Source organism: Streptomyces sp. CNQ085 (genome assembly GCF_022614595.1).
Classification (GTDB): Bacteria; Actinomycetota; Actinomycetes; order Streptomycetales; family Streptomycetaceae; genus Streptomyces.
Window position 1 is genome coordinate 4,766 of sequence record NZ_JAJFAU010000079.1, and the last position, 17,680, is coordinate 22,445.

Here is a 17,680-nt window from a genome sequence, read left to right on the forward strand (position 1 = left end):
CCCCCCCCCCCCCCCCCCCCCCCCCCCCCCCCCCCCCCCCCCCTGCGGCTTTCCTGCGCCGTCGCACCGCCGGCCGCCCCAGCGGGCCGGCGGCGCGTGTCACACCGCTGTCCTGTTCCCCGGCGGCCCGGCGCGTCCTAGGGTTTGGATCATGTTTGCTGCCTATGCCGCGCGCATCGACCGTGACAAGCCGCTGAGCGGACTCGAGCTGGGCGAGCGTCCGGAGCCGGACGTTCCGCTCGGCTGGACGACCATCGACGTCAAGGCGGCCTCCCTCAACCACCACGACCTGTGGTCCCTGCGCGGCGTCGGCCTGGGCGAGGAGTCGCTGCCGATGATCCTCGGCTGCGACGCGGCCGGGGTGGACGCCGACGGCAACGAGGTCGTGCTCTACTCCGTCGTCGGCGCGACCGGGCACGGGGTCGGGCCGCGCGAGCGGCCCTCGATCCTGACCGAGAAGTACCAGGGCACCTTCGCCGAGCGGGTCGCCGTACCGCAGTGGAACGTCCTGCCCAAGCCGAAGGAGCTCTCCTTCGAGGAGGCCGCCTGCCTGCCGACGGCCTGGCTGACCGCGTACCGGATGCTCTTCACCAACGCCGAGGTGCGGCCCGGGGACTCCGTCCTGGTGCAGGGCGCGGGCGGCGGAGTCGCCACGGCGGCCATCGTGCTGGGCGCCGCGGCGGGCCTGCGGGTCTTCGCCACCAGCCGCGACGAGGCCAAGCGCGGGCGGGCCGAGGAGCTGGGCGCCGAGGCCGCCTTCGAGAGCGGCGCGCGGCTGCCGCACCGGATGGACGCGGTGATCGAGACGGTCGGGGCCGCCACCTGGTCCCACTCGGTGAAGTCCCTCAAGCCCGGCGGAAGGCTGGTCGTCTCGGGTGCCACCAGCGGCCCGAACCCGCCCACCACCGAGCTGAACCGGATCTTCTTCCTGGAACTGAAGGTCGTCGGCTCCACGATGGGCTCCAAGGAGGAACTGGCCGGGCTGCTGAACTTCTGCGCGGCCAAGAGCGTCCGCCCGGTGATCGACTCCACGCTGCCGCTGGACCGGGCCCGCGAGGGCTTCGAGAAGATGGCGGCGGGTGATCTCTTCGGCAAGATCGTCCTGACGGTCTGACGCGTCCCGGGCCCGTCCCGCCTGTGGGCGGGCCCCGCCGGAGACCTACTCCTTCGGGCTCTCCGGATCGCGCGACCGCAGCAGGGCGACGAGGTGGGCCGCCGCGGTCGACAGATGGCGGCGGGCCTCGCGCAGCTGCTCCTCGCCCACGCCGTGGTCGCGGGCCGCGTCCCGCACGTCGTCGCGGAACCGGTCCAGCAGCCGCTCCAGATCGCGCCCGGGGTCGCCGGAGGGCGTGGCGGGCTCCTCCGCCCACTCCGGGGCCGGCTCCCGCGCCGGACCCGTCCGTCCGTCCGGCTCCGTGTGCTTCGGCCGGGACGTGTTCCGGCCACCGGCGCCGCCCGGACCGCCCGGGTCCCCCGGGCCGCCCAGGCTCCCCAGACCGCCCAGGTGCCTGCCCAGCTCCGACATGCCCGCGCGCACCGCGCCCTGCCAGTCGCCCTGGCGGGCGTGCGACTGCACCTGCTCCTGAACCCGGCGGGCGATCCGCTCGGCCTCCTGTCGGGCGGCGTCCCGGGACTGCCGGGCCTTGCGCGCCTGGAGCCTGGCCTGCTGGGCCTCCTGGCGGGCACGGCGGGCCTGTTCCTTCCACTGCTCACCGGCCCGGCGCATCTCCTCGCGTGCGGCCCGCAGCGCGTCCTTGTCGTCCCAGGTGCCTTCCCACGCGCCCTCCCATGCCTTCTCCCGGCCGGGCGCGGACGTACCACCGCCCTCGCCCTCACCGGCGCCCGGGGCCCGGTCGGCGCCACGGGTCCGCTCGGCCGCCTCCCGCATCTCGCGGCGCAGGTCGCCGGCCGTGCCGCTGACGTCCTCGCGGATGTCGGCGGCCAGGGCCGCCAGCGACTGGTGGAGTTCCAGCTCCAGCTCGGTCAGCTCTCCCTGTCTGTCGGCGAGCTCGGAGCGGCCGGCGTTGGTGAGCGAGTAGACCTTGCGGCCACCCTCGGTGGTGTGGCTGACCAGGCCCTCGGCCTCCAGCTTGGCCAGCCGCGGGTAGACGGTGCCGGCCGAGGGCGCGTACAGCCCCTGGAAGCGCTCCTCCAGCAGTCGGATCACCTCGTAGCCGTGGCGCGGCGCCTCGTCGAGCAGCTTCAGCAGGTACAGGCGCAGTCGGCCGTGGGCGAAGACGGGGGGCATGTCACACGTCCTTATGGGGGGAGGGCTCGGCCGGCGCGGGTGTGCCGTCGGCCGAGAAGAGCGCGCCGGCCTCCTCGTCGGCCTCCGGCTCCGGGCGGCGCAGCAGTGCGATCGAGCCGGAGACGGTGGTGGCCCGCAGCAGTCCGTCGCCCGCGCCGAGGGTGCCGGTGATCCGCCTGGCGCCCCACTGCCCGGAGATCCGCAGGCCCTCGAAGGCGCAGGAGAGCGCGCCCCCGGCGGTGCTCGCCTCCACCGCGGCGTCGGCCGGCTCCGGCAGCCGCAGGGCTATCCCGCCCGACACGGAGCTCAGCCGGACATCGGTGCGCCGCTCCCGCGCCGGGGCCAGGTCGACCGTCATGCCGCCGCTGACGGAGTCGGCCCGCACCGGCGAGCCGCCGTCGATGACCGTCAGATCGCCGGAGACGGAGTTGAAGCGCAGGCCCCCCGTCACGCCCTGCGCCTGGACACCGCCGGAGACGGTGTCGGCCCGTACGTCGCCGCGCAGGCCCACCAGCGTGATGCCGCCGGTGATCCCGCGGACCTCGGTGCGCCCCTCGATCCCGGTGACCACCGCGTCGGCGCCGACCACACCGACCTCGACCCGGACGCCGGCGGGCACGGCAAGCGAGACATCGGCCCTGTGCCGCCACCTCTCGCGGTCCAGGAGGGTGAGAAAGCCCTTCCAGGGCAGGTCGTCGTAGGCGACCGTGAGGGTGCCGTCCTCCAGGCGGACGGTCAGCGGAGGCCCGGTGACGGCCCCGACCTCCAGCCTGGCGGGCGGGGTGTCGGCGCTGACGACGTTCACCGCGCCGCCCACGACGCGCACCCGCAGGGTGTGGACGTCCTCGTCGAGGACGAGCCCGCACGGCGCGTCCACGAACCATTCGGACCGGCCTGGCACGGCGGCCTCCCCCACATCGGCGTATGACGACATATCGCGTCCCTGTGGAGACACGATATATCGCGGTGGCGGGAAGTCAAGGAGACCGCTCGGCCGGACCGCGGGCGCGGTCACCGCCCGCCGTCACTCGTCCTCGTCGTCCAGGCGGGCCAGCCAGGTCGCCAGCCGCTCGACGGGCACCTCGAAATCGGGGTTGAGGTCGACGAAGGTCCGCAGCTGCTCGGAGAGCCACTCGAAGGTGACCTCCTCCTCGCCGCGCCGCTGCGCCAGCTCCTCGATACCGCGGTCGGTGAAGTACATGGATGTCTCCCTGTCCGGGCCGGATGGTGTGCGTCGGTACCACGGGCCCCGTGGGAATCCGCGGGCGGCGCACGGGCGGGGGACGACGGCCCGTGCGCCACCCGCGGACCTCAGAGGTCGAAGACCTCGTCGACCAGCTGCTGCTGCTCGGACTGGTGGCGCTTGGCGGAGCCCACCGCCGGGGAGGAGGACGAGGGACGCGAGACCCGGCGCAGCCGGTCCGCGTTCGGGGCCTTCCCCGAGCCGATGAACAGGTCGAGGTGGTCCACCAGATTGAGGGCGATGAACGGCCACGCGCCCTGGTTCGCCGGCTCCTCCTGCGCCCACACGATCGTCGAGGCGCCGGAGTAGCGGGCCATCTCGGCCTGGATCTCCTTGCTGGGCAGCGGGTACAGCCGCTCCAGCCGGATGATCGCGGTGTCGGTCACGCCCCGCTTGCTCCGCTCGGCGGCGAGGTCGTAGTAGACCTTGCCGGAGCAGAAGACGACCTTGCGCACCTGCGCCGGGTCCACCGAGGCGTCGCCGATCACCGGACGGAAGCCGCCGGAGGTGAACTCCGCCGCCTTCGAGGTCGCCGCCTTGAGCCGGAGCATCGACTTCGGGGTGAAGACGATCAGCGGCTTGTGGTGCGGGTTGTGCACCTGCCAGCGCAGCAGGTGGAAGTAGTTCGACGGCAGGGTCGGCGCCGCGACCGTCATGCTGTTCTGCGCGCACAGCTGGAGGAAGCGCTCGATCCGGGCCGAGGAGTGGTCCGGGCCCTGGCCCTCGTAGCCGTGCGGCAGCAGCAGCGTGACGCCGGAGGTCTGGCCCCACTTCTGCTCGGCCGAGGAGATGAACTCGTCCACGACCGTCTGGGCGCCGTTGACGAAGTCGCCGAACTGCGCCTCCCACATCACCAGCGCCTCGGGACGAGCCAGGGAGTAGCCGTACTCGAAGCCCATCGCCGCGTACTCGCTCAGCAGCGAGTCGTAGACGTTGAAGCGCGCCTGGTCCCCGGACAGGTACAGCAGCGGGGTGTAGTCCTCGCCGGTCTCCCGGTCCACCAGCACCGCGTGGCGCTGGCCGAAGGTGCCGCGGCGGGAGTCCTGTCCGGCCAGCCGGACGGGGGTGCCCTCCATCAGCAGCGAGCCGACGGCGAGCGTCTCGCCCATCGCCCAGTCGATCCTGTCCTCCTCCACCATCGCCGCACGGCGCTGGAGCTGCGGCATCAGCCTGGGGTGGACGGTGATCCGCTCGGGGATGTTGACCTGGGACTCGGCGATCCGCTTGAGGACCTCCGTGCTGACGCCGGTGTCCACCGAGACCGGGAACTCCGCCCGCGGGGCCGGCATCTCCGCCGGAGCCGGCTGGCTGGTGGCGTCGCGGACCTCGGTGAAGACCTTCTCCAGCTGCCCCTGGAAGTCCTGGAGAGCCTGCTCGGCCTCCTCCAGGGTGATGTCGCCCCGGCCGATCAGCGACTCGGTGTAGAGCTTGCGCACCGAGCGTTTCCTGTCGATCAGGTTGTACATCACCGGCTGGGTGAAGTGCGGGTTGTCGGCCTCGTTGTGACCGCGGCGGCGGTAGCAGATGAGGTCGATCACCACATCCTTGTTGAAGGCCTGGCGGAACTCGAAGGCCAGCCGCGCCACGCGCACGCACGCCTCCGGGTCGTCGCCGTTGACGTGGAAGACCGGCGCCTCGATCATCCGTGCCACGTCCGTGGCGTACATCGAGGAGCGTGCCGACTCCGGCGGGGCGGTGAAACCGACCTGGTTGTTGATGACCACGTGCACGGTGCCGCCGGTGCGGTAGCCGCGCAGCTGCGACATGTTCAGGGTCTCGGCCACCACGCCCTGGCCCGCGAAGGCCGCGTCGCCGTGGAGCTGGACGGGCAGGACGGTGAAGTCCGTGCCGCCCTTGCCGATGATGTCCTGCTTGGCGCGGGCCACGCCCTCCACGACCGGGTCCACGGCCTCCAGGTGGGAGGGGTTGGCGGTGAGGGAGACCTTGATCTCCTCGCCGTCCAGGCCGGTGAAGGTGCCCTCGGCGCCCAGGTGGTACTTCACGTCGCCGGAGCCGTGCATCGACTTCGGGTCGAGGTTGCCCTCGAACTCGCGGAAGATCTGGGCGTAGGACTTGCCCACGATGTTGGCCAGCACGTTGAGACGGCCGCGGTGGGCCATGCCGACGACGACCTCGTCCAGACGCGCCTCGGCGGCGGCGTCGAGGACGGCGTCCAGCATCGGGATGACGGACTCGCCGCCCTCCAGCGAGAAGCGCTTCTGGCCCACGTACTTGGTCTGCAGGAAGACCTCGAACGCCTCGGCGGCGTTCAGCCTGCGCAGGATGCGCAGCTGCTCGTCGCGCTCCAGGGAGGAGTGCGGGCGCTCGACGCGGTCCTGGATCCACTTGCGCTGCTTGGGGTCCTGGATGTGCATGTACTCGATGCCGGTGGTGCGGCAGTACGAGTCGCGCAGCACACCCAGGATGTCGCGCAGTTTCATCAGGGACTTGCCGGCGAAGCCGCCGACCGCGAACTCCCGTTCCAGGTCCCACAGGGTGAGACCGTGCTCGGTGATGTCCAGGTCGGGGTGCTTGCGCTGCTTGTACTCCAGCGGGTCGGTGTCGGCCATGACGTGGCCGCGGACCCGGTAGGAGTGGATCAGGTCGAAGACGCGGGCGGCCTTGGTGACGTCGTCGTCGTGGGAGACGTCGATGTCGCGCAGCCAGCGCACCGGCTCGTAGGGGATGCGCAGCGCCTTGAAGATCTCGTCGTAGAAGTCGTTCTCGCCGAGCAGCAGCTGGTGCATGATCCGCAGGAACTCGCCGGAGGCGGCGCCCTGGATCACGCGGTGGTCGTAGGTGCTGGTCAGCGTCATGACCTTGGAGACACCCAGCTTGTTCAGGGTGTCCTGCGAGGTGCCCTGGAACTCCGCCGGGTACTCCATCGCGCCGACGCCGATGATCAGGCCCTGGCCGGGCATCAGGCGCGGCACCGAGTGGACGGTGCCGATGCCGCCGGGGTTGGTCAGCGACGCGGTGACGCCGGAGAAGTCCTCCATCGTCAGCTTGTTGTTCCGGGCGCGGCGCACGATGTCCTCGTAGGCCTGCCAGAACTCGAAGAAGGTCAGCGTCTCGGCCTTCTTGATGGCGGCCACCACGAGCTGGCGGGCGCCGCCCGGCTTCACCAGGTCGATGGCCAGGCCGAGGTTGACGTGGTCGGGCCTGACCAGCGTCGGCTTGCCGTCCCTCTCGGTGTACGAGTGGTTCATCGACGGCATTGCCTTGAGCGCCTGCACCATGGCGTAGCCGATGAGGTGCGTGAAGGACACCTTGCCGCCGCGGGCGCGCTTGAGGTGGTTGTTGATGACGATGCGGTTGTCGACCAGCAGCTTCACCGGGATCGCGCGCACCGACGTGGCGGTGGGCAGCTCCAGCGAGGCGTTCATGTTCCGGGCGACCGCGGCGGACGGGCCGCGCAGCGGCACGTACTCCGGGCCGGCCGCCCCGCCGTCCCCGCTGTCGGCGGGCTCGCTCCCGGCGGGCGCGGCGTTGGCGGCGGACTCGCTCTTCGTGGGGGTGGCCTTGACCGCGGGCTCGCCCTTCGGGGGAGTGTGTTCGGCGGACTTGGCCGCGGGAGCCTCGGTGGACTTCGCGGCGGGCGCCGTCGTCTGCCGCGGCTGGGAGGCATGTGACGCCTGGGACTCGCCCGCGGGCTTCGACGCGCTGGGGGCCGCGGCTCCTCCGGCGGCCTGTCCGGGCTTGTAGTCGGCGAAGAAGTCCCACCAGGCCCGGTCCACGGAGTTCGGGTCCTGGAGGTACTGCTGGTAGATCTCGTCGACGAGCCACTCGTTGGCACCGAAGCCGGCGGCAGGACTCTTGCCCTGCCCGTCCTGCTCGGTCCTGGGAGAACTCGAAGTCTTGGGGGCCTGTGGCGACACGGCGGCAACCGCCCTCTTCCGCTTACCTGTGTGGGTGGACAGCAGAAATAAAGGCTACGCTCCCTGCGCCGTTCGGTGCAGTCGGCATGGTGTTTGCGTCGCCTAAGTCACATTCACAGGTGTGTTTCGGCGCATTCTTCGGCGGGAAACGAACATAGTTCGCCTCTTTCGGGGAAGGAAGCACTCCGGGAGTGGCCCCGCCTCGCTCCCTCACCTCGCGGCTGCTTCGAGACTACGTCAACTCCGGTCCGGGCGTATCGCCGGGAAGAGTGACGAGGATCCGGCAGCCGCTCGGGGACTCGGCCACTCCGATCCGCCCGCCGTGCAGGTCCACCGCCCAGCGCGCGATGGCCAGCCCCAGCCCCGTGCCGCCGTCGCCGCCCTCGGCCGAGGCCGAGCGGCCGAAGCGCTCGAACACCCTGGCGCGGTCCGCCTCCGGGATCCCCGGGCCCTCGTCCAGCACCTCCAGCTCCAGACTCAGCGGCGCCCGGCCGGGACGCGCCCGCACCGTCACCCGGCCGTGGGGCGGACTGTGCTTGACGGCGTTGTCGATCAGGTTGGCGACCACCTGGTGCAGCCGCTCGGTGTCGGCGTACGCGACCATGCCCGAGGGAGTCACCTCCAGATGGAGGTGGACATCGGTGCGGGAGTGTCCCTGACCCTTGGTCATGTTGGCCTCCTTGAGCACGCCCGCCAGGTAGGGCCACACCTCGAAACGGCGGGAGTGCAGCGGCACCACCCCGTTGTCGAGCCTGGACAGGTCCAGCAGGTGCTCCACCAGGCGGCCCAGGCGCTCGGTCTGCCGCAGCGCGATGTCCATCGTCGCCGGATCGGCCTCGGAGACCCCGTCCACCACGTTCTCCAGCACCGCGCGCAGCGCCGCGATCGGGGTGCGCAGTTCGTGCGAGACGTTGGCCACCAGCTCCTTGCGGTGCCGGTCGGCGGCCGCCAGGTCGGCGGCCATGCTGTTGAAGGTCCCGGCCAGCTCGCCCAGCTCGTCGCGGCGGTCCACGCGGACCCGCCGGCTGTAGTCGCCGCGGGCCATCCAGCGGGCGGCGTCCGTCATCTCGTCCAGCGGCGCGGCCAGCCCGTGCGCCACGAACTGGGTGACCACCAGCGAGGCGATCACCGCGAGCAGGGCGATCACCCGCAGCTCGATGGCCGAGTGGACCGCGACGATGGTCAGCAGGGTGGTGATGGCCACCGTGACGATCACCAGCGCGCCCAGCGCGGCCTTCACCGAGCGGAACGGGTCCACGGGGCGCACGCCCTCCCAGAACCGGTTCCACAGGGAGCGCCGGCCGCGGCCCGCGCCCGGCGCGCTCACGTCCAATCGGGGGCGGGCGCGGGCGTCTCCAGCGCGTAGCCGACGCCGTGGACGGTACGTATCCGCTCCGCGCCGATCTTCCGGCGCAGCGCCTTGATGTGGCTGTCGACCGTACGGGTACCCGAGGCGTCCGCCCAGTCCCACACCTCGGCCAGCAGCTGCTCGCGGGAGAGCACCGCGCGGGGGGAGTTGGCCAGGCAGACCAGCAGGTCGAACTCGGTCGGGGTGAGGTGGACGTCCCGGCCGGAGACCCGCACCCGGCGCTGGGCGTTGTCGATCTCCAGCTCACCCAGCCGCAGCGTGCCCGAGCGCGGGGAGGACGCGGCGATCGCGGCCCGCTCCACGCGGCGCAACAGGACGTGGGCGCGCGCGACCAGTTCCCGCATGGAGAAGGGCTTGGTCATGTAGTCGTCCGCGCCGACCCCCAGGCCGATCAGCATGTCGGTCTCGTCGTCCCGGGCGGTGAGCATCAGTACCGGAACCGGCCGCTGCGCCTGCACCCGGCGGCAGACCTCCAGGCCGTCGAAGCCCGGCAGCATCACGTCCAGCACCAGCAGGTCGGGCTGCCACGTCTCGGCCGCCTCCACCGCCGCCGGGCCGTCCCCGGCGGTGCGGACCTGGAAGCCCTCGGCGCGCAGCCGGGCGGCGACCGCCTCGGTGATGGTCGGATCGTCCTCCACGACCAGGATCCGGCGCTGGGCGCCCGGGGTGGCAGCGGCGGCGCCGCCGTGGGACTGCGTGGTGTTCCTGTGGTCCATACGTCTCGCCCTACCGCTCGGTTTCTCGCTAGAGCGTAAAGGGCGCGTGTGTGGTGCGCTACGCCGGTCGGGTGGCCAGGTGGACCACGTCCGGGACGCCTCGGGCGACGGGGACCTCTTCGGTGCGCACCCGTCTGAACCCGGCATTCCGGAGCGCCTCGCCGAACGCCCCGGACGGCTGCGCGGACCACACGGCCAGCATCCCGTCCGGGGCGAGCCGCCGGGCGCACGCGGCGAGCCCGGCGGGGGTGTAGAGCGAGCCGTTGTCCTCGGTGACCGTCCAGTCCGGGCCGTTGTCGATGTCCAGGCACAGGGCGTCGTACGGGTCGCCGCCGCCGGTCAGGTGTGCCAGGAGGTCGGCGCGGACGATCCGCACCCGGGGATCGGACAGCGCGCCGGAGGAGACCTCGCCGAGCGGGCCGTCGCGGTGCCAGTCGATTACCGCCTCCTCCCGCTCGACCACCGTGATCCGCCCCCAGCGCGGCTCGGCCGCCGCCTCGGCCAGGGAGAAGCCGACGCCCAGCCCGCCGATCAGTACGGCCGGCGAGGGCCGGCCGCCACCGGCGTCCAGCTCCCGGAGCGCGGCCCTCACCAGCAGGCGCTCGGATCGGCCGTCGGAGGTGTCCATCAGGAAGCAGCCGTTGGCGATGATCTGGAGCAGAGCACCGTGCCGCCGCAGCACGACCTCGCCGTGGGGGCCGTCGCGGCGGTCCAGCACGTGGGGAGCGCCGGCCCCGTGGCCGGCCGTCGTCTCGTACGGGGGGTACGGGGAGCGCGTGTCGGCCGTCATGCCGACCATCCTGCCGGTGGCGGGCACGGAGCGGTGGGCGGGCCGGTGAGCGCGGTGATCGCTCGCAGCGAACACAGGGCCGGGGAACACGGCGCGCCTCCCGGGCGGTGGGAGGGCGTCGAGTGGCTTCGGCTCGACCCACCCGCCGGGGGAGAGACCACGTTCCCGTCGCCCGTGACGCTCACACTGCCCGGGGCGCTGGTGCCGCCGGACCCGCGTCGGCGCGATGCCGGGCCGGATCGTACACGCCGTCAGGGGGCCGGCTCGGTGAACCCGGTCGTGGCCCGGAACTCCACCAGTACGGCCGTCGCGTCGTCGTGCGCCTTGCCGCGCGGGAAGGCCACGCCGGCGCGGTCGGCCGACTCCGCGGTGCGCACCCGGCCGATCAGCGACCCGGGTCCCTCCTCGCGGAGCACCGTCATCAGCGCGGTCCGGTCGCCCAGGCGGAAGATGTCCGTCCAGCGTGTCGCGCCATCGCTCAGCGCGGCCAGCGCGCGCACCCGTTCGCGGGGCGCCGAGCCCACCACCGCGCGACCGGCCACCGCCGGGTCGGCCGCGGCGGTGAAGAAGCCGCCCTCCGCGTTGCGCAGGGACTCCAGGTACGCGGTCCGCTCGGCCCGGGGCAGCGCCCGCGCGGCGGGCCGCAGACCGTCCAGCCGGGTGTCGAGGACGGGCGTCACCGACCCGTCCGCGTACTCCACCAGCAGCGCCGAATCGGAGAGCACCAGGTGCTCGACGGCCGAGTCGTCCCAGCGGGCCAGCACCACCGTTGCCTGTGGGGTGCGCGAGTGAGAAAGGTCACACCCCGGGCCGTGGGAGGAGGCGGTCCGTCCGATGGCGGAGGCGAGGCACTCCCCGAGCGGCATATCCCGCCGCGAACCGGACAGTTCGAGCAGTGCCCCGCCCAGACGGGCCACGTACCACGGCACGCCGTGCGCGCACCCGGTGTCCCCCGCGGGCGGAGTCACGCCGTCCAGCACCACCAGCGCCCCGCCGCTTCCCGCCGCAGGTAGGGCTACCGACGCGTAGTCCTCGTTGGGGACCCGGGGGTCGCCGGGCTCGCTCGCCATCTCGATCCGCATGCGCGCCAGTGTGCCGGAGCGGGCCCGGTGAAGCGGGGTAGGTCTGGACCAGTGTCGCGACCTGCGGCTCTTCGTCGGAGTTCTACCGGAATCGGGGTGTCCGCGAAGCGGTGGGCGCGAATGGTGCCAAAAGGCCGGACGGATTTCCAGCCCCCGGCCGGTGTGTGGCCGAACTGGCCGCGACGTGGGAGTTGTTCGGCGACTCTCCGGTGATGTTCACTCCTCCGAGTGGCCCGGCAGGAGGACCGCCTCCGCATCCGCCGCGACGACGAGAACGTCTGCTGCCGCGGACAGCCGTGAACGGACGGGATGCGGTCCCATGCCGCACACATTGGACTGTCGCGTCCCGGACCGGTCCGGGACGGCGGAACGAGATTGCGAGCACGGGTGGGCAAGAAGCGACACCGGAGCAGCCGGCGGGACCACCAGGACGGCGCAGCCTCCACACCGCCCCCCGCCGGGCGCCGGGCGCGGGTGCGCAACAGGCTCCTCGCCTCCGTCGTCCTGTGCGCCGCCGCCGTACTCGCCGCGGGCGCGCCCTCGGTGGCCATCGCCTCGCGCGATCTGGCCGACTCCCAGCGGCTGGTCGACCGCGCCGATCTGGGACGCCGCGCGGTCTCGCTCTCCCACGCCCTGGCCGACGAGCGCGACGCCGTCGTCCGCCGTATCGCCGCGGGCGGCGGTGAGCCCTCCGAGGGGGAACACGCCCGGGTGGACCGCGGTATCAGGGAGCTGAGGGCTGACGCTCCCGCCGACATACGGGCACTGCTCGACGCCTTCCCCGACATCCGGCAGCGGGCGGTGGCCGGTGAGGGCGGCGCAGTCGAGGCCTACGAGGCGTACACCCGGCTCATCCGGTCCCTCGGTGGCATCACCGCCGCCACCGCCCGCGCCCTGCCCGCACGCGCCGAGAACGCCACGGCCGACGCGTTTCCCGATCTCGGGCGCGCCGTCGAGCATGCCTCCGCCGCCCGCGGGCTGCTGCTGGCCGCGCTCGCCGCGCAGGGCGGGCAACCGCGCCTGGCCGCCGCCGCCCAGCAGGCCCACCTGCGCGAGCAGGCCGCCCTCGCGGACTTCGACCGGAGCGCGCTCGCTCCCGCCCGCGACGCGTACGCCAGGACCGTCACCGGCGCCGACGTGACGCTGGCCGAGCGCTACCTGGCCCGCCTCACCGACCAGCCGCTCCTGGACGACCAGGACCGCGCCCTGAACACCGACCAGGTGGAGGCCGCGCTCACCGCCCGGGTGGACCGCATGCGCAGCATGGAGTCCTCACTGGCGGCCACCGAGGTGAAGAGGCTGGAGGGACTGCGTGACGACGACGTCACGGCGCTGGAGCTGCGCGCCGCCCTGCTCGGGATCTGTCTGCTGCTCGCCGTCGGCGTCAGCGTGCAGACCGCGCGTTCGGTGGCCCGCCCGCTGGCCGTCCTGCGGCGCGGCGGCGAACGGGTGGCCGCCGATCCGGTGGGCGAGGGCCCGGTGGTCTACACCGGCCGCGACGACGAGTTCGCCGACGTCGTACGCGTCGTCAACCGCCTGCGGGCCACCGCCGTCGAGCTGCACGAGCGCGCCGTCCGGGCTGGGGCGGCGGCCGGTCCAGCGCGCGAGGCCGACGACGCCGACCTCGCAGCCGAACTCGCTTCCGCGCGCGAGCGGTTGACCGCTCTGACCGCCGAGCACGAAAGGCTGCTGCGCGACCACGGGTCCGCGAAGGGCGCCGGAGAGGGGCATCCGGAGCGCCGTCAGGGCGCCTCCCGTGGCACGTTCACGCACCTCGGACTGCGGACCCTGGGACTGGTGGAGCGGCAGCTCGCCCTGATCGAGTCCATGGAGCACGAGGAGAAGGAGCCGGAGCGGCTCGCCGCCCTGTTCAAACTCGACCACCTCGCCACCCGGATGCGCCGCCACAGCGAGAACCTGCTCCTCCTGGCGGGTTCCGAGCACACCACCGGCCATCTGGAACCGGTGCCGCTGCTGGACGTGCTGCGCGCCGCGGTCAGCGAGATCGAGCGCTACGAGCGGGTGGAGATCGCCACGCTGCCACCGCACGCCCGGGTCTCCGGCTCCGCCGCCGACGACATCAGCCACCTGATCGCCGAACTGGTCGACAACGCCACCGCCTTCTCGCCGCCGGAGGCCGAGGTGCGGCTGTCGGGCTGGATGCTGGAGAACGGCGAGATCATGCTCTCCGTCCAGGACGAGGGCATTGGTTCCCCCCCCGAGCGGCTGGCCGAGCTGAACGCCAAGCTGGCCGACGGCGTCCTCGGCGCCCCCGAGGACGACGACGTGCTCGGCATGGGCCTGTACGTGGTGGCCCGGCTCGCCGCGCGGCACGGCGTGCGGGTGCAGCTGCGCGAGCAGAAACAGGGCGGCATCGCCGCGGTCGCCGTCCTGCCGCGCGCCCTGCTGCCCGACCGCCCGGTGCCCGGAGCCCTCGCGGGGGCCAGAACCGCCACCGCGGGCACCGCGCAGCCCCTGCCGGGCACGGTCGCCGAGGCCAACGGCAATGCGCTGCCGCCCCGTCCGGACCGCGTACGCCCGGCGGAGACGGACGCACCGGACACGGACGCACCGGACACGGACGCACCGGACACGGACGCACCGGGCACGGGAGCGGACGGCGGGAGCGCGGGCGTCGGCCCCTCCGGCACCGCCGATGTCACCGAGACCGCGCCGATTCCCCGGATCACCGAGGACACCGATGCGGCGGAGGCCGACGAGGCCGCGGCCGATACCGCGCGTGACGCCCTGGTCCGGGCCGCGAGCCCGTACCACGTCGAACCCGAGGACCTCCGCGAGCACACCCGGCCCCTGGACGAGGCGCCCGCGGCGGCTCCGCAGACGGCGCCCGCACCGGAGGACGGAACCCCCCACGCCCCGCGGGTCGTCACCGCCAAGGGGCTCCCCAAACGCACACCGCGGACCGTGGAGACCGGAGCCGACATCCCCCGCCCCCGCACGGGCGGGCTGAAGGCCGATGAGCTGCGCAGGCGGCTCGGCGGCTTCCAGCAGGGCGCCCGGGACGGCCAGCGCGACGCGGCGGCGCAGATCGACGCCGACCGGAGCACCGCCGACCGGGCCACCGCCGGACGGAGCGACGGCCCGGCGGAAGTCCGCGCGGAGGCGACGGACACGGGTGGCACTGTCGAGGAGGCACGCAAGTGAACGCGCCCACCACCGCACACACACCCAGCAGGCAGGCACGCAACCTGCGCTGGCTGCTGTCCAACCTGGTCGACGAGGTCCCCGGCGTACGGTCCGTCGCCGTGGTGTCGTCCGACGGCCTGCTCCTGCTCTCCTCCGAACCGGGCAGAGCCGCCGGGGACACCGGTCCCGGCGGTGGACCGGACGGAGGGGAGCGCGCGGGGGGCGCTGCCCCGCGCCGGGCGCCGGGAGGACGGGAACACGGTCCCCGGGAGGTCGGCGCCGACCTGGCCACGATCGTCTCCGGCCTCGGCTCCCTCACCCAGGGCGCCTCCAAGCTGATGGACGCCGGGCCCGTCAAGCAGACCATGGTCGCGATGGACGAGGGCAGCCTGTTCGTGATGTCGATCAGCGACGGCTCGCTGCTCGGCGTCCACGCCGCACCCGACTGCGACATGAGCGTCGTCGCGTACCACATGGCTCTCTTCGTCGGCCGGGCCGGACACGTCCTCACCCCCGAACTCCGCACCGAGCTGCGCACGTCGATGGAGCTGGACCAGTGACTTCCCACAGCCCACTGCCCGTACGCAAACCCGCGCGCGTGCGCCCCTACTCGCTGACCGGCGGCCGCACCCGCTTCGGGCACGTCCTGCTGGTGGAGACCCTCGTCGCCGCCATCGAGGCCCCCGAGGCACGCCTGGAGCTGACCTCGGGGGGACTGCGCGACCGGGTGATGCCCGAGATGCGGGCCATCGTCGAACTGTGCCGCCGGATGCGCTCGGTCGCCGAGATCGCGGCCCGCCTGCGGATGCCGCTGGGTGTGGTGCGCGTACTGCTCAGCGACCTCGCCGACCAGGGACGCATACGGGTCTACGGCACCGGCTACGACAACGACCGCCCCGACCGCGCACTGCTGGAGAGGGTGCTGGGCGGACTCCGCAGGCTCTGACGGGCCCTCCCGTACCCGCCCGGCGCAGCAGCCGGACACAGACACCGACGCAGACCCGAAGCAGACCCCCGAGAAAGACCCGTGGTGGACGCCGTGAACGACCCGGCACAGAGCGCCGAGAAGCTCCAGCCCTGGCAGGAGGAGCGCGGACGCGCCCCGATCTCCGTCAAGATCGTGGTGGCGGGAGGCTTCGGCGTGGGCAAGACGACCTTCGTCGGCTCGGTCTCCGAGATCGAACCGCTGACCACCGAGGCGGTGATGACCCGGGCGAGCGAGGAAACCGACGACATCACGGCCACTCCCGAGAAGACCACGACCACCGTCGCCATGGACTTCGGCCGCGTCACCCTCGACGCCGACCTGGTGCTGTACCTCTTCGGCACCCCCGGCCAGCGGCGCTTCTGGTTCATGTGGGACGACCTGGCGCGCGGTGCGATCGGCGCGGTGGTGATGGCCGACACCCGGCGGCTGGAGGACTGCTTCCCGGCGCTCGACTACTTCGAGAGCTGCGCCCTTCCCTACGTCGTCGCCGTCAACCACTTCGAGGGAACGGAGTACTACGAGGCCGAGGACGTGCGCGAGGCGCTGTCCGTTCCCGAGCGTGTGCCCGTGGTCATCATGGACGCGCGCGAGCGGGACACGGTCATCGACTCGCTGTCGGCGCTCGTCGGCCACGCGCTGGACCTCGCCCCCGCCTGACCGGCAGCCCCGGTCCCGCCTCGGCGCCCCGTGAAAGGGCGCTCCGCGAAACCCCCACACCCAGGCACCCCATCACCCAGGCACCTCATCACCCAGGCACCCCAGGGGAGAACCGCCATGCGGAAGATACTCATCGTCGGAGCCGGCCAGTCCGGTCTCCAGCTCGCGCTCGGCCTCCAGTCGTACGGTTACGAGGTCACCGTGATGTCGAACCGCACGGCGGACGAGATCCGCGGTGGCCGGGTCATGTCCACCCAGTGCATGTTCGACCAGGCGCTCCAGCACGAGCGCGACCTGGAGATCAACTTCTGGGAGGACCAGAGCCCGCGCACCGAGGGTCTGGGCGTCTCCGTCGTCGGCCCCGAGGGCTCGCGCGTCATCGACTGGGTGGGCCACCTGGACGGGTACGCGCAGTCGATCGACCAGCGCGTGAAGATGGCCGGCTGGCTGGAGACCTTCGCCCAGCGCGGTGGTCAGCTCGTCATCCACGGCGCGGCCGTCTCCGACCTGGACTTCTTCGCCCGCACCTACGACCTGGTGCTCGTCGCGGCCGGCAAGGGCGAACTGGTCACGATGTTCGAGCGCGACGCCGCGCGCTCGCCGTACGACAAGCCGCAGCGCGCGCTGGCGGTCTCCTACGTGCACGGCCTGGAGCGGCGTCCGGAGCACCCCGGGACGCTGGCGGTGCGCTTCAACCTGGTGCCGGGCGTCGGCGAGTTGTTCATGATCCCCGGCTACACCGTCTCCGGCCCCTGCGACATCATGTTCTGGGAGGGAATCCCCGGCGGTCCGCTGGACGTCTTCCAGGGCGTCAAGGACCCCGCGCAGCACCTGGACCTGACGCTGGAGCTGATGAAGCGTTTCACTCCCTGGGAGTACGAGCGGGCCCGCGGCGTCGAGCTGACCGACGCGGGCGGCACGCTCGCCGGCCGCTACGCGCCGACCGTCCGCAAGCCGGTCGGCCGCCTCCCCTCGGGCGGCGCGGTGCTCGGCGTGGCGGACGTGGTGGTGGCCAACGACCCGATCACCGGCCAGGGCTCCAACACCGCCTCCAAGTGCGCCGCCACCTATCTGGCCGCCATCCTGGAGCACGGGGACAGGCCGTTCGACGAGGAGTGGATGCGGGCCACCTTCGAACGCTTCTGGGAGGACACCGCCCGGCACGTCACCAAGTGGTCGAACGGGCTGCTGGCGCCGCCGCCGGAGCACGTACTGCGGCTGATCGGGGCCGGCATGGAGCACCAGGAGCTGGCGAACCGCTTCGCCAACGCCTTCAGCGACCCGTCCGACCTGGAGGACTGGTTCTTCGACCCGGAGAAGGCCCAGGCGTACCTGGCGAGCCTGGCCCCGGCCTGAGCGCACTCCTCACCACCTCTGAGCCTCCTCACCACCTGCGCATGTCTCACCGGCCCTGCCGCGCCGCCTCCGCGCGGCGCAGCACGGCCAGTTCGTCGTCGCCGAGCGAGGCGAGCGCCCGCTCCACCTCCGCCAGGCGCCGCGCGGCCTCGTCCCGGCGGCGCCCGCTGTCGGCGGCGAGCGAGAGCTGCCGGTCCAGTGCGCCG

14 protein-coding genes are annotated in these 17,680 nt (G+C 72.9%); 6 read left to right on the top strand and 8 right to left on the bottom strand.

All coding sequences use genetic code 11. The features are described 5' to 3' along the window. Positions 1-151 precede the first annotated feature (151 nt). Positions 152-1,114: a zinc-binding dehydrogenase gene (locus tag LJ221_RS14610; RefSeq protein WP_241717107.1), complete on the top strand. Its 963-nt coding sequence runs from the start codon at positions 152-154 to the stop codon at positions 1,112-1,114. 45 nt (positions 1,115-1,159) lie between these two features. Here the strand turns inward: LJ221_RS14610 and LJ221_RS14615 are convergent, their stop codons facing one another. From LJ221_RS14615 to LJ221_RS14650, 8 genes are all read right to left on the bottom strand, one after another. Continuing rightward, positions 1,160-2,248, bottom strand: coding sequence for a helix-turn-helix transcriptional regulator (locus LJ221_RS14615; protein WP_241717109.1), 1,089 nt, complete (start codon positions 2,246-2,248; stop codon positions 1,160-1,162). Position 2,249: 1 nt separating this feature from the next. Continuing rightward, on the bottom strand, positions 2,250-3,182 hold the full coding sequence (locus LJ221_RS14620) for a DUF4097 domain-containing protein (protein ID WP_374228455.1): 933 nt from the start codon (positions 3,180-3,182) through the stop codon (positions 2,250-2,252). A gap of 90 nt (positions 3,183-3,272) precedes the next feature. Continuing rightward, on the bottom strand, positions 3,273-3,449 hold the full coding sequence (locus LJ221_RS14625) for a DUF6104 family protein (RefSeq protein ID WP_093847737.1): 177 nt from the start codon (positions 3,447-3,449) through the stop codon (positions 3,273-3,275). A 110-nt stretch (positions 3,450-3,559) separates the two neighbouring features. Next, the gene (locus LJ221_RS14630) at positions 3,560-7,369 is read right to left on the bottom strand and encodes a multifunctional oxoglutarate decarboxylase/oxoglutarate dehydrogenase thiamine pyrophosphate-binding subunit/dihydrolipoyllysine-residue succinyltransferase subunit (protein ID WP_241717111.1); all 3,810 of its coding nucleotides are present in this window, start codon (positions 7,367-7,369) and stop codon (positions 3,560-3,562) included. Between the two features lie 232 nt (positions 7,370-7,601). Further along, a complete protein-coding gene (locus LJ221_RS14635) occupies positions 7,602-8,696 on the bottom strand; it encodes an ATP-binding protein (protein ID WP_241717113.1) in 1,095 nt (364 codons plus the stop codon). Continuing rightward, positions 8,693-9,454, bottom strand: a complete 762-nt coding sequence (locus LJ221_RS14640; RefSeq protein ID WP_241717115.1) for a response regulator transcription factor — start codon at positions 9,452-9,454, stop codon at positions 8,693-8,695. The genes LJ221_RS14635 and LJ221_RS14640 overlap by 4 nt, the downstream gene beginning before the upstream one ends. 58 nt (positions 9,455-9,512) lie before the next feature. Next, a complete protein-coding gene (locus LJ221_RS14645; RefSeq protein WP_241717117.1) occupies positions 9,513-10,244 on the bottom strand; it encodes a spermidine synthase in 732 nt (243 codons plus the stop codon). Positions 10,245-10,495: 251 nt separating this feature from the next. Continuing rightward, a complete protein-coding gene (locus LJ221_RS14650) occupies positions 10,496-11,326 on the bottom strand; it encodes a hypothetical protein (RefSeq protein WP_241717119.1) in 831 nt (276 codons plus the stop codon). Between the two features lie 474 nt (positions 11,327-11,800). On the opposite strand from LJ221_RS14650, the gene LJ221_RS14655 reads away from it, so the two are divergent. The 5 genes from LJ221_RS14655 to LJ221_RS14675 all read left to right on the top strand — a co-directional run bounded on the left by LJ221_RS14655 (position 11,801) and on the right by LJ221_RS14675 (position 17,474). After that, positions 11,801-14,491 (top strand): nitrate- and nitrite sensing domain-containing protein, encoded by a 2,691-nt coding sequence (locus LJ221_RS14655; RefSeq protein WP_241717121.1) that lies wholly within the window; start codon positions 11,801-11,803, stop codon positions 14,489-14,491. Then, the gene (locus LJ221_RS14660; RefSeq protein ID WP_241717122.1) at positions 14,488-15,033 is read left to right on the top strand and encodes a roadblock/LC7 domain-containing protein; all 546 of its coding nucleotides are present in this window, start codon (positions 14,488-14,490) and stop codon (positions 15,031-15,033) included. The genes LJ221_RS14655 and LJ221_RS14660 overlap by 4 nt, the downstream gene beginning before the upstream one ends. Beyond that, positions 15,030-15,419: a DUF742 domain-containing protein gene (locus LJ221_RS14665; RefSeq protein ID WP_093662003.1), complete on the top strand. Its 390-nt coding sequence runs from the start codon at positions 15,030-15,032 to the stop codon at positions 15,417-15,419. Before LJ221_RS14660 ends, LJ221_RS14665 begins: the two co-directional genes overlap by 4 nt. An 81-nt stretch (positions 15,420-15,500) precedes the next feature. Beyond that, complete coding sequence (locus LJ221_RS14670) at positions 15,501-16,118, top strand: ATP/GTP-binding protein (RefSeq protein WP_241717124.1); 618 nt, start codon at positions 15,501-15,503, stop codon at positions 16,116-16,118. Positions 16,119-16,235: 117 nt separating this feature from the next. Continuing rightward, the gene (locus LJ221_RS14675) at positions 16,236-17,474 is read left to right on the top strand and encodes a styrene monooxygenase/indole monooxygenase family protein (RefSeq protein WP_241717126.1); all 1,239 of its coding nucleotides are present in this window, start codon (positions 16,236-16,238) and stop codon (positions 17,472-17,474) included. Positions 17,475-17,680: the final 206 nt, after the last annotated feature.

Bases quoted from the DNA above. Each gene is read 5' to 3' on its own strand.
- LJ221_RS14615 (WP_241717109.1), bottom strand. From the start codon at position 2,248: ATGCCCCCCGTCTTCGCCCACGGCCGACTGCGCCTGTACCTGCTGAAG.
- LJ221_RS14640 (WP_241717115.1), bottom strand. From the start codon at position 9,454: ATGGACCACAGGAACACCACGCAGTCCCACGGCGGCGCCGCCGCTGCC.
- LJ221_RS14610 (WP_241717107.1), top strand. From the start codon at position 152: ATGTTTGCTGCCTATGCCGCGCGCATCGACCGTGACAAGCCGCTGAGC.
- LJ221_RS14650 (WP_241717119.1), bottom strand. From the start codon at position 11,326: ATGCGGATCGAGATGGCGAGCGAGCCCGGCGACCCCCGGGTCCCCAAC.
- LJ221_RS14645 (WP_241717117.1), bottom strand. From the start codon at position 10,244: ATGACGGCCGACACGCGCTCCCCGTACCCCCCGTACGAGACGACGGCC.
- LJ221_RS14675 (WP_241717126.1), top strand. From the start codon at position 16,236: ATGCGGAAGATACTCATCGTCGGAGCCGGCCAGTCCGGTCTCCAGCTC.
- LJ221_RS14625 (WP_093847737.1), bottom strand. From the start codon at position 3,449: ATGTACTTCACCGACCGCGGTATCGAGGAGCTGGCGCAGCGGCGCGGC.
- LJ221_RS14620 (WP_374228455.1), bottom strand. From the start codon at position 3,182: ATGTCGTCATACGCCGATGTGGGGGAGGCCGCCGTGCCAGGCCGGTCC.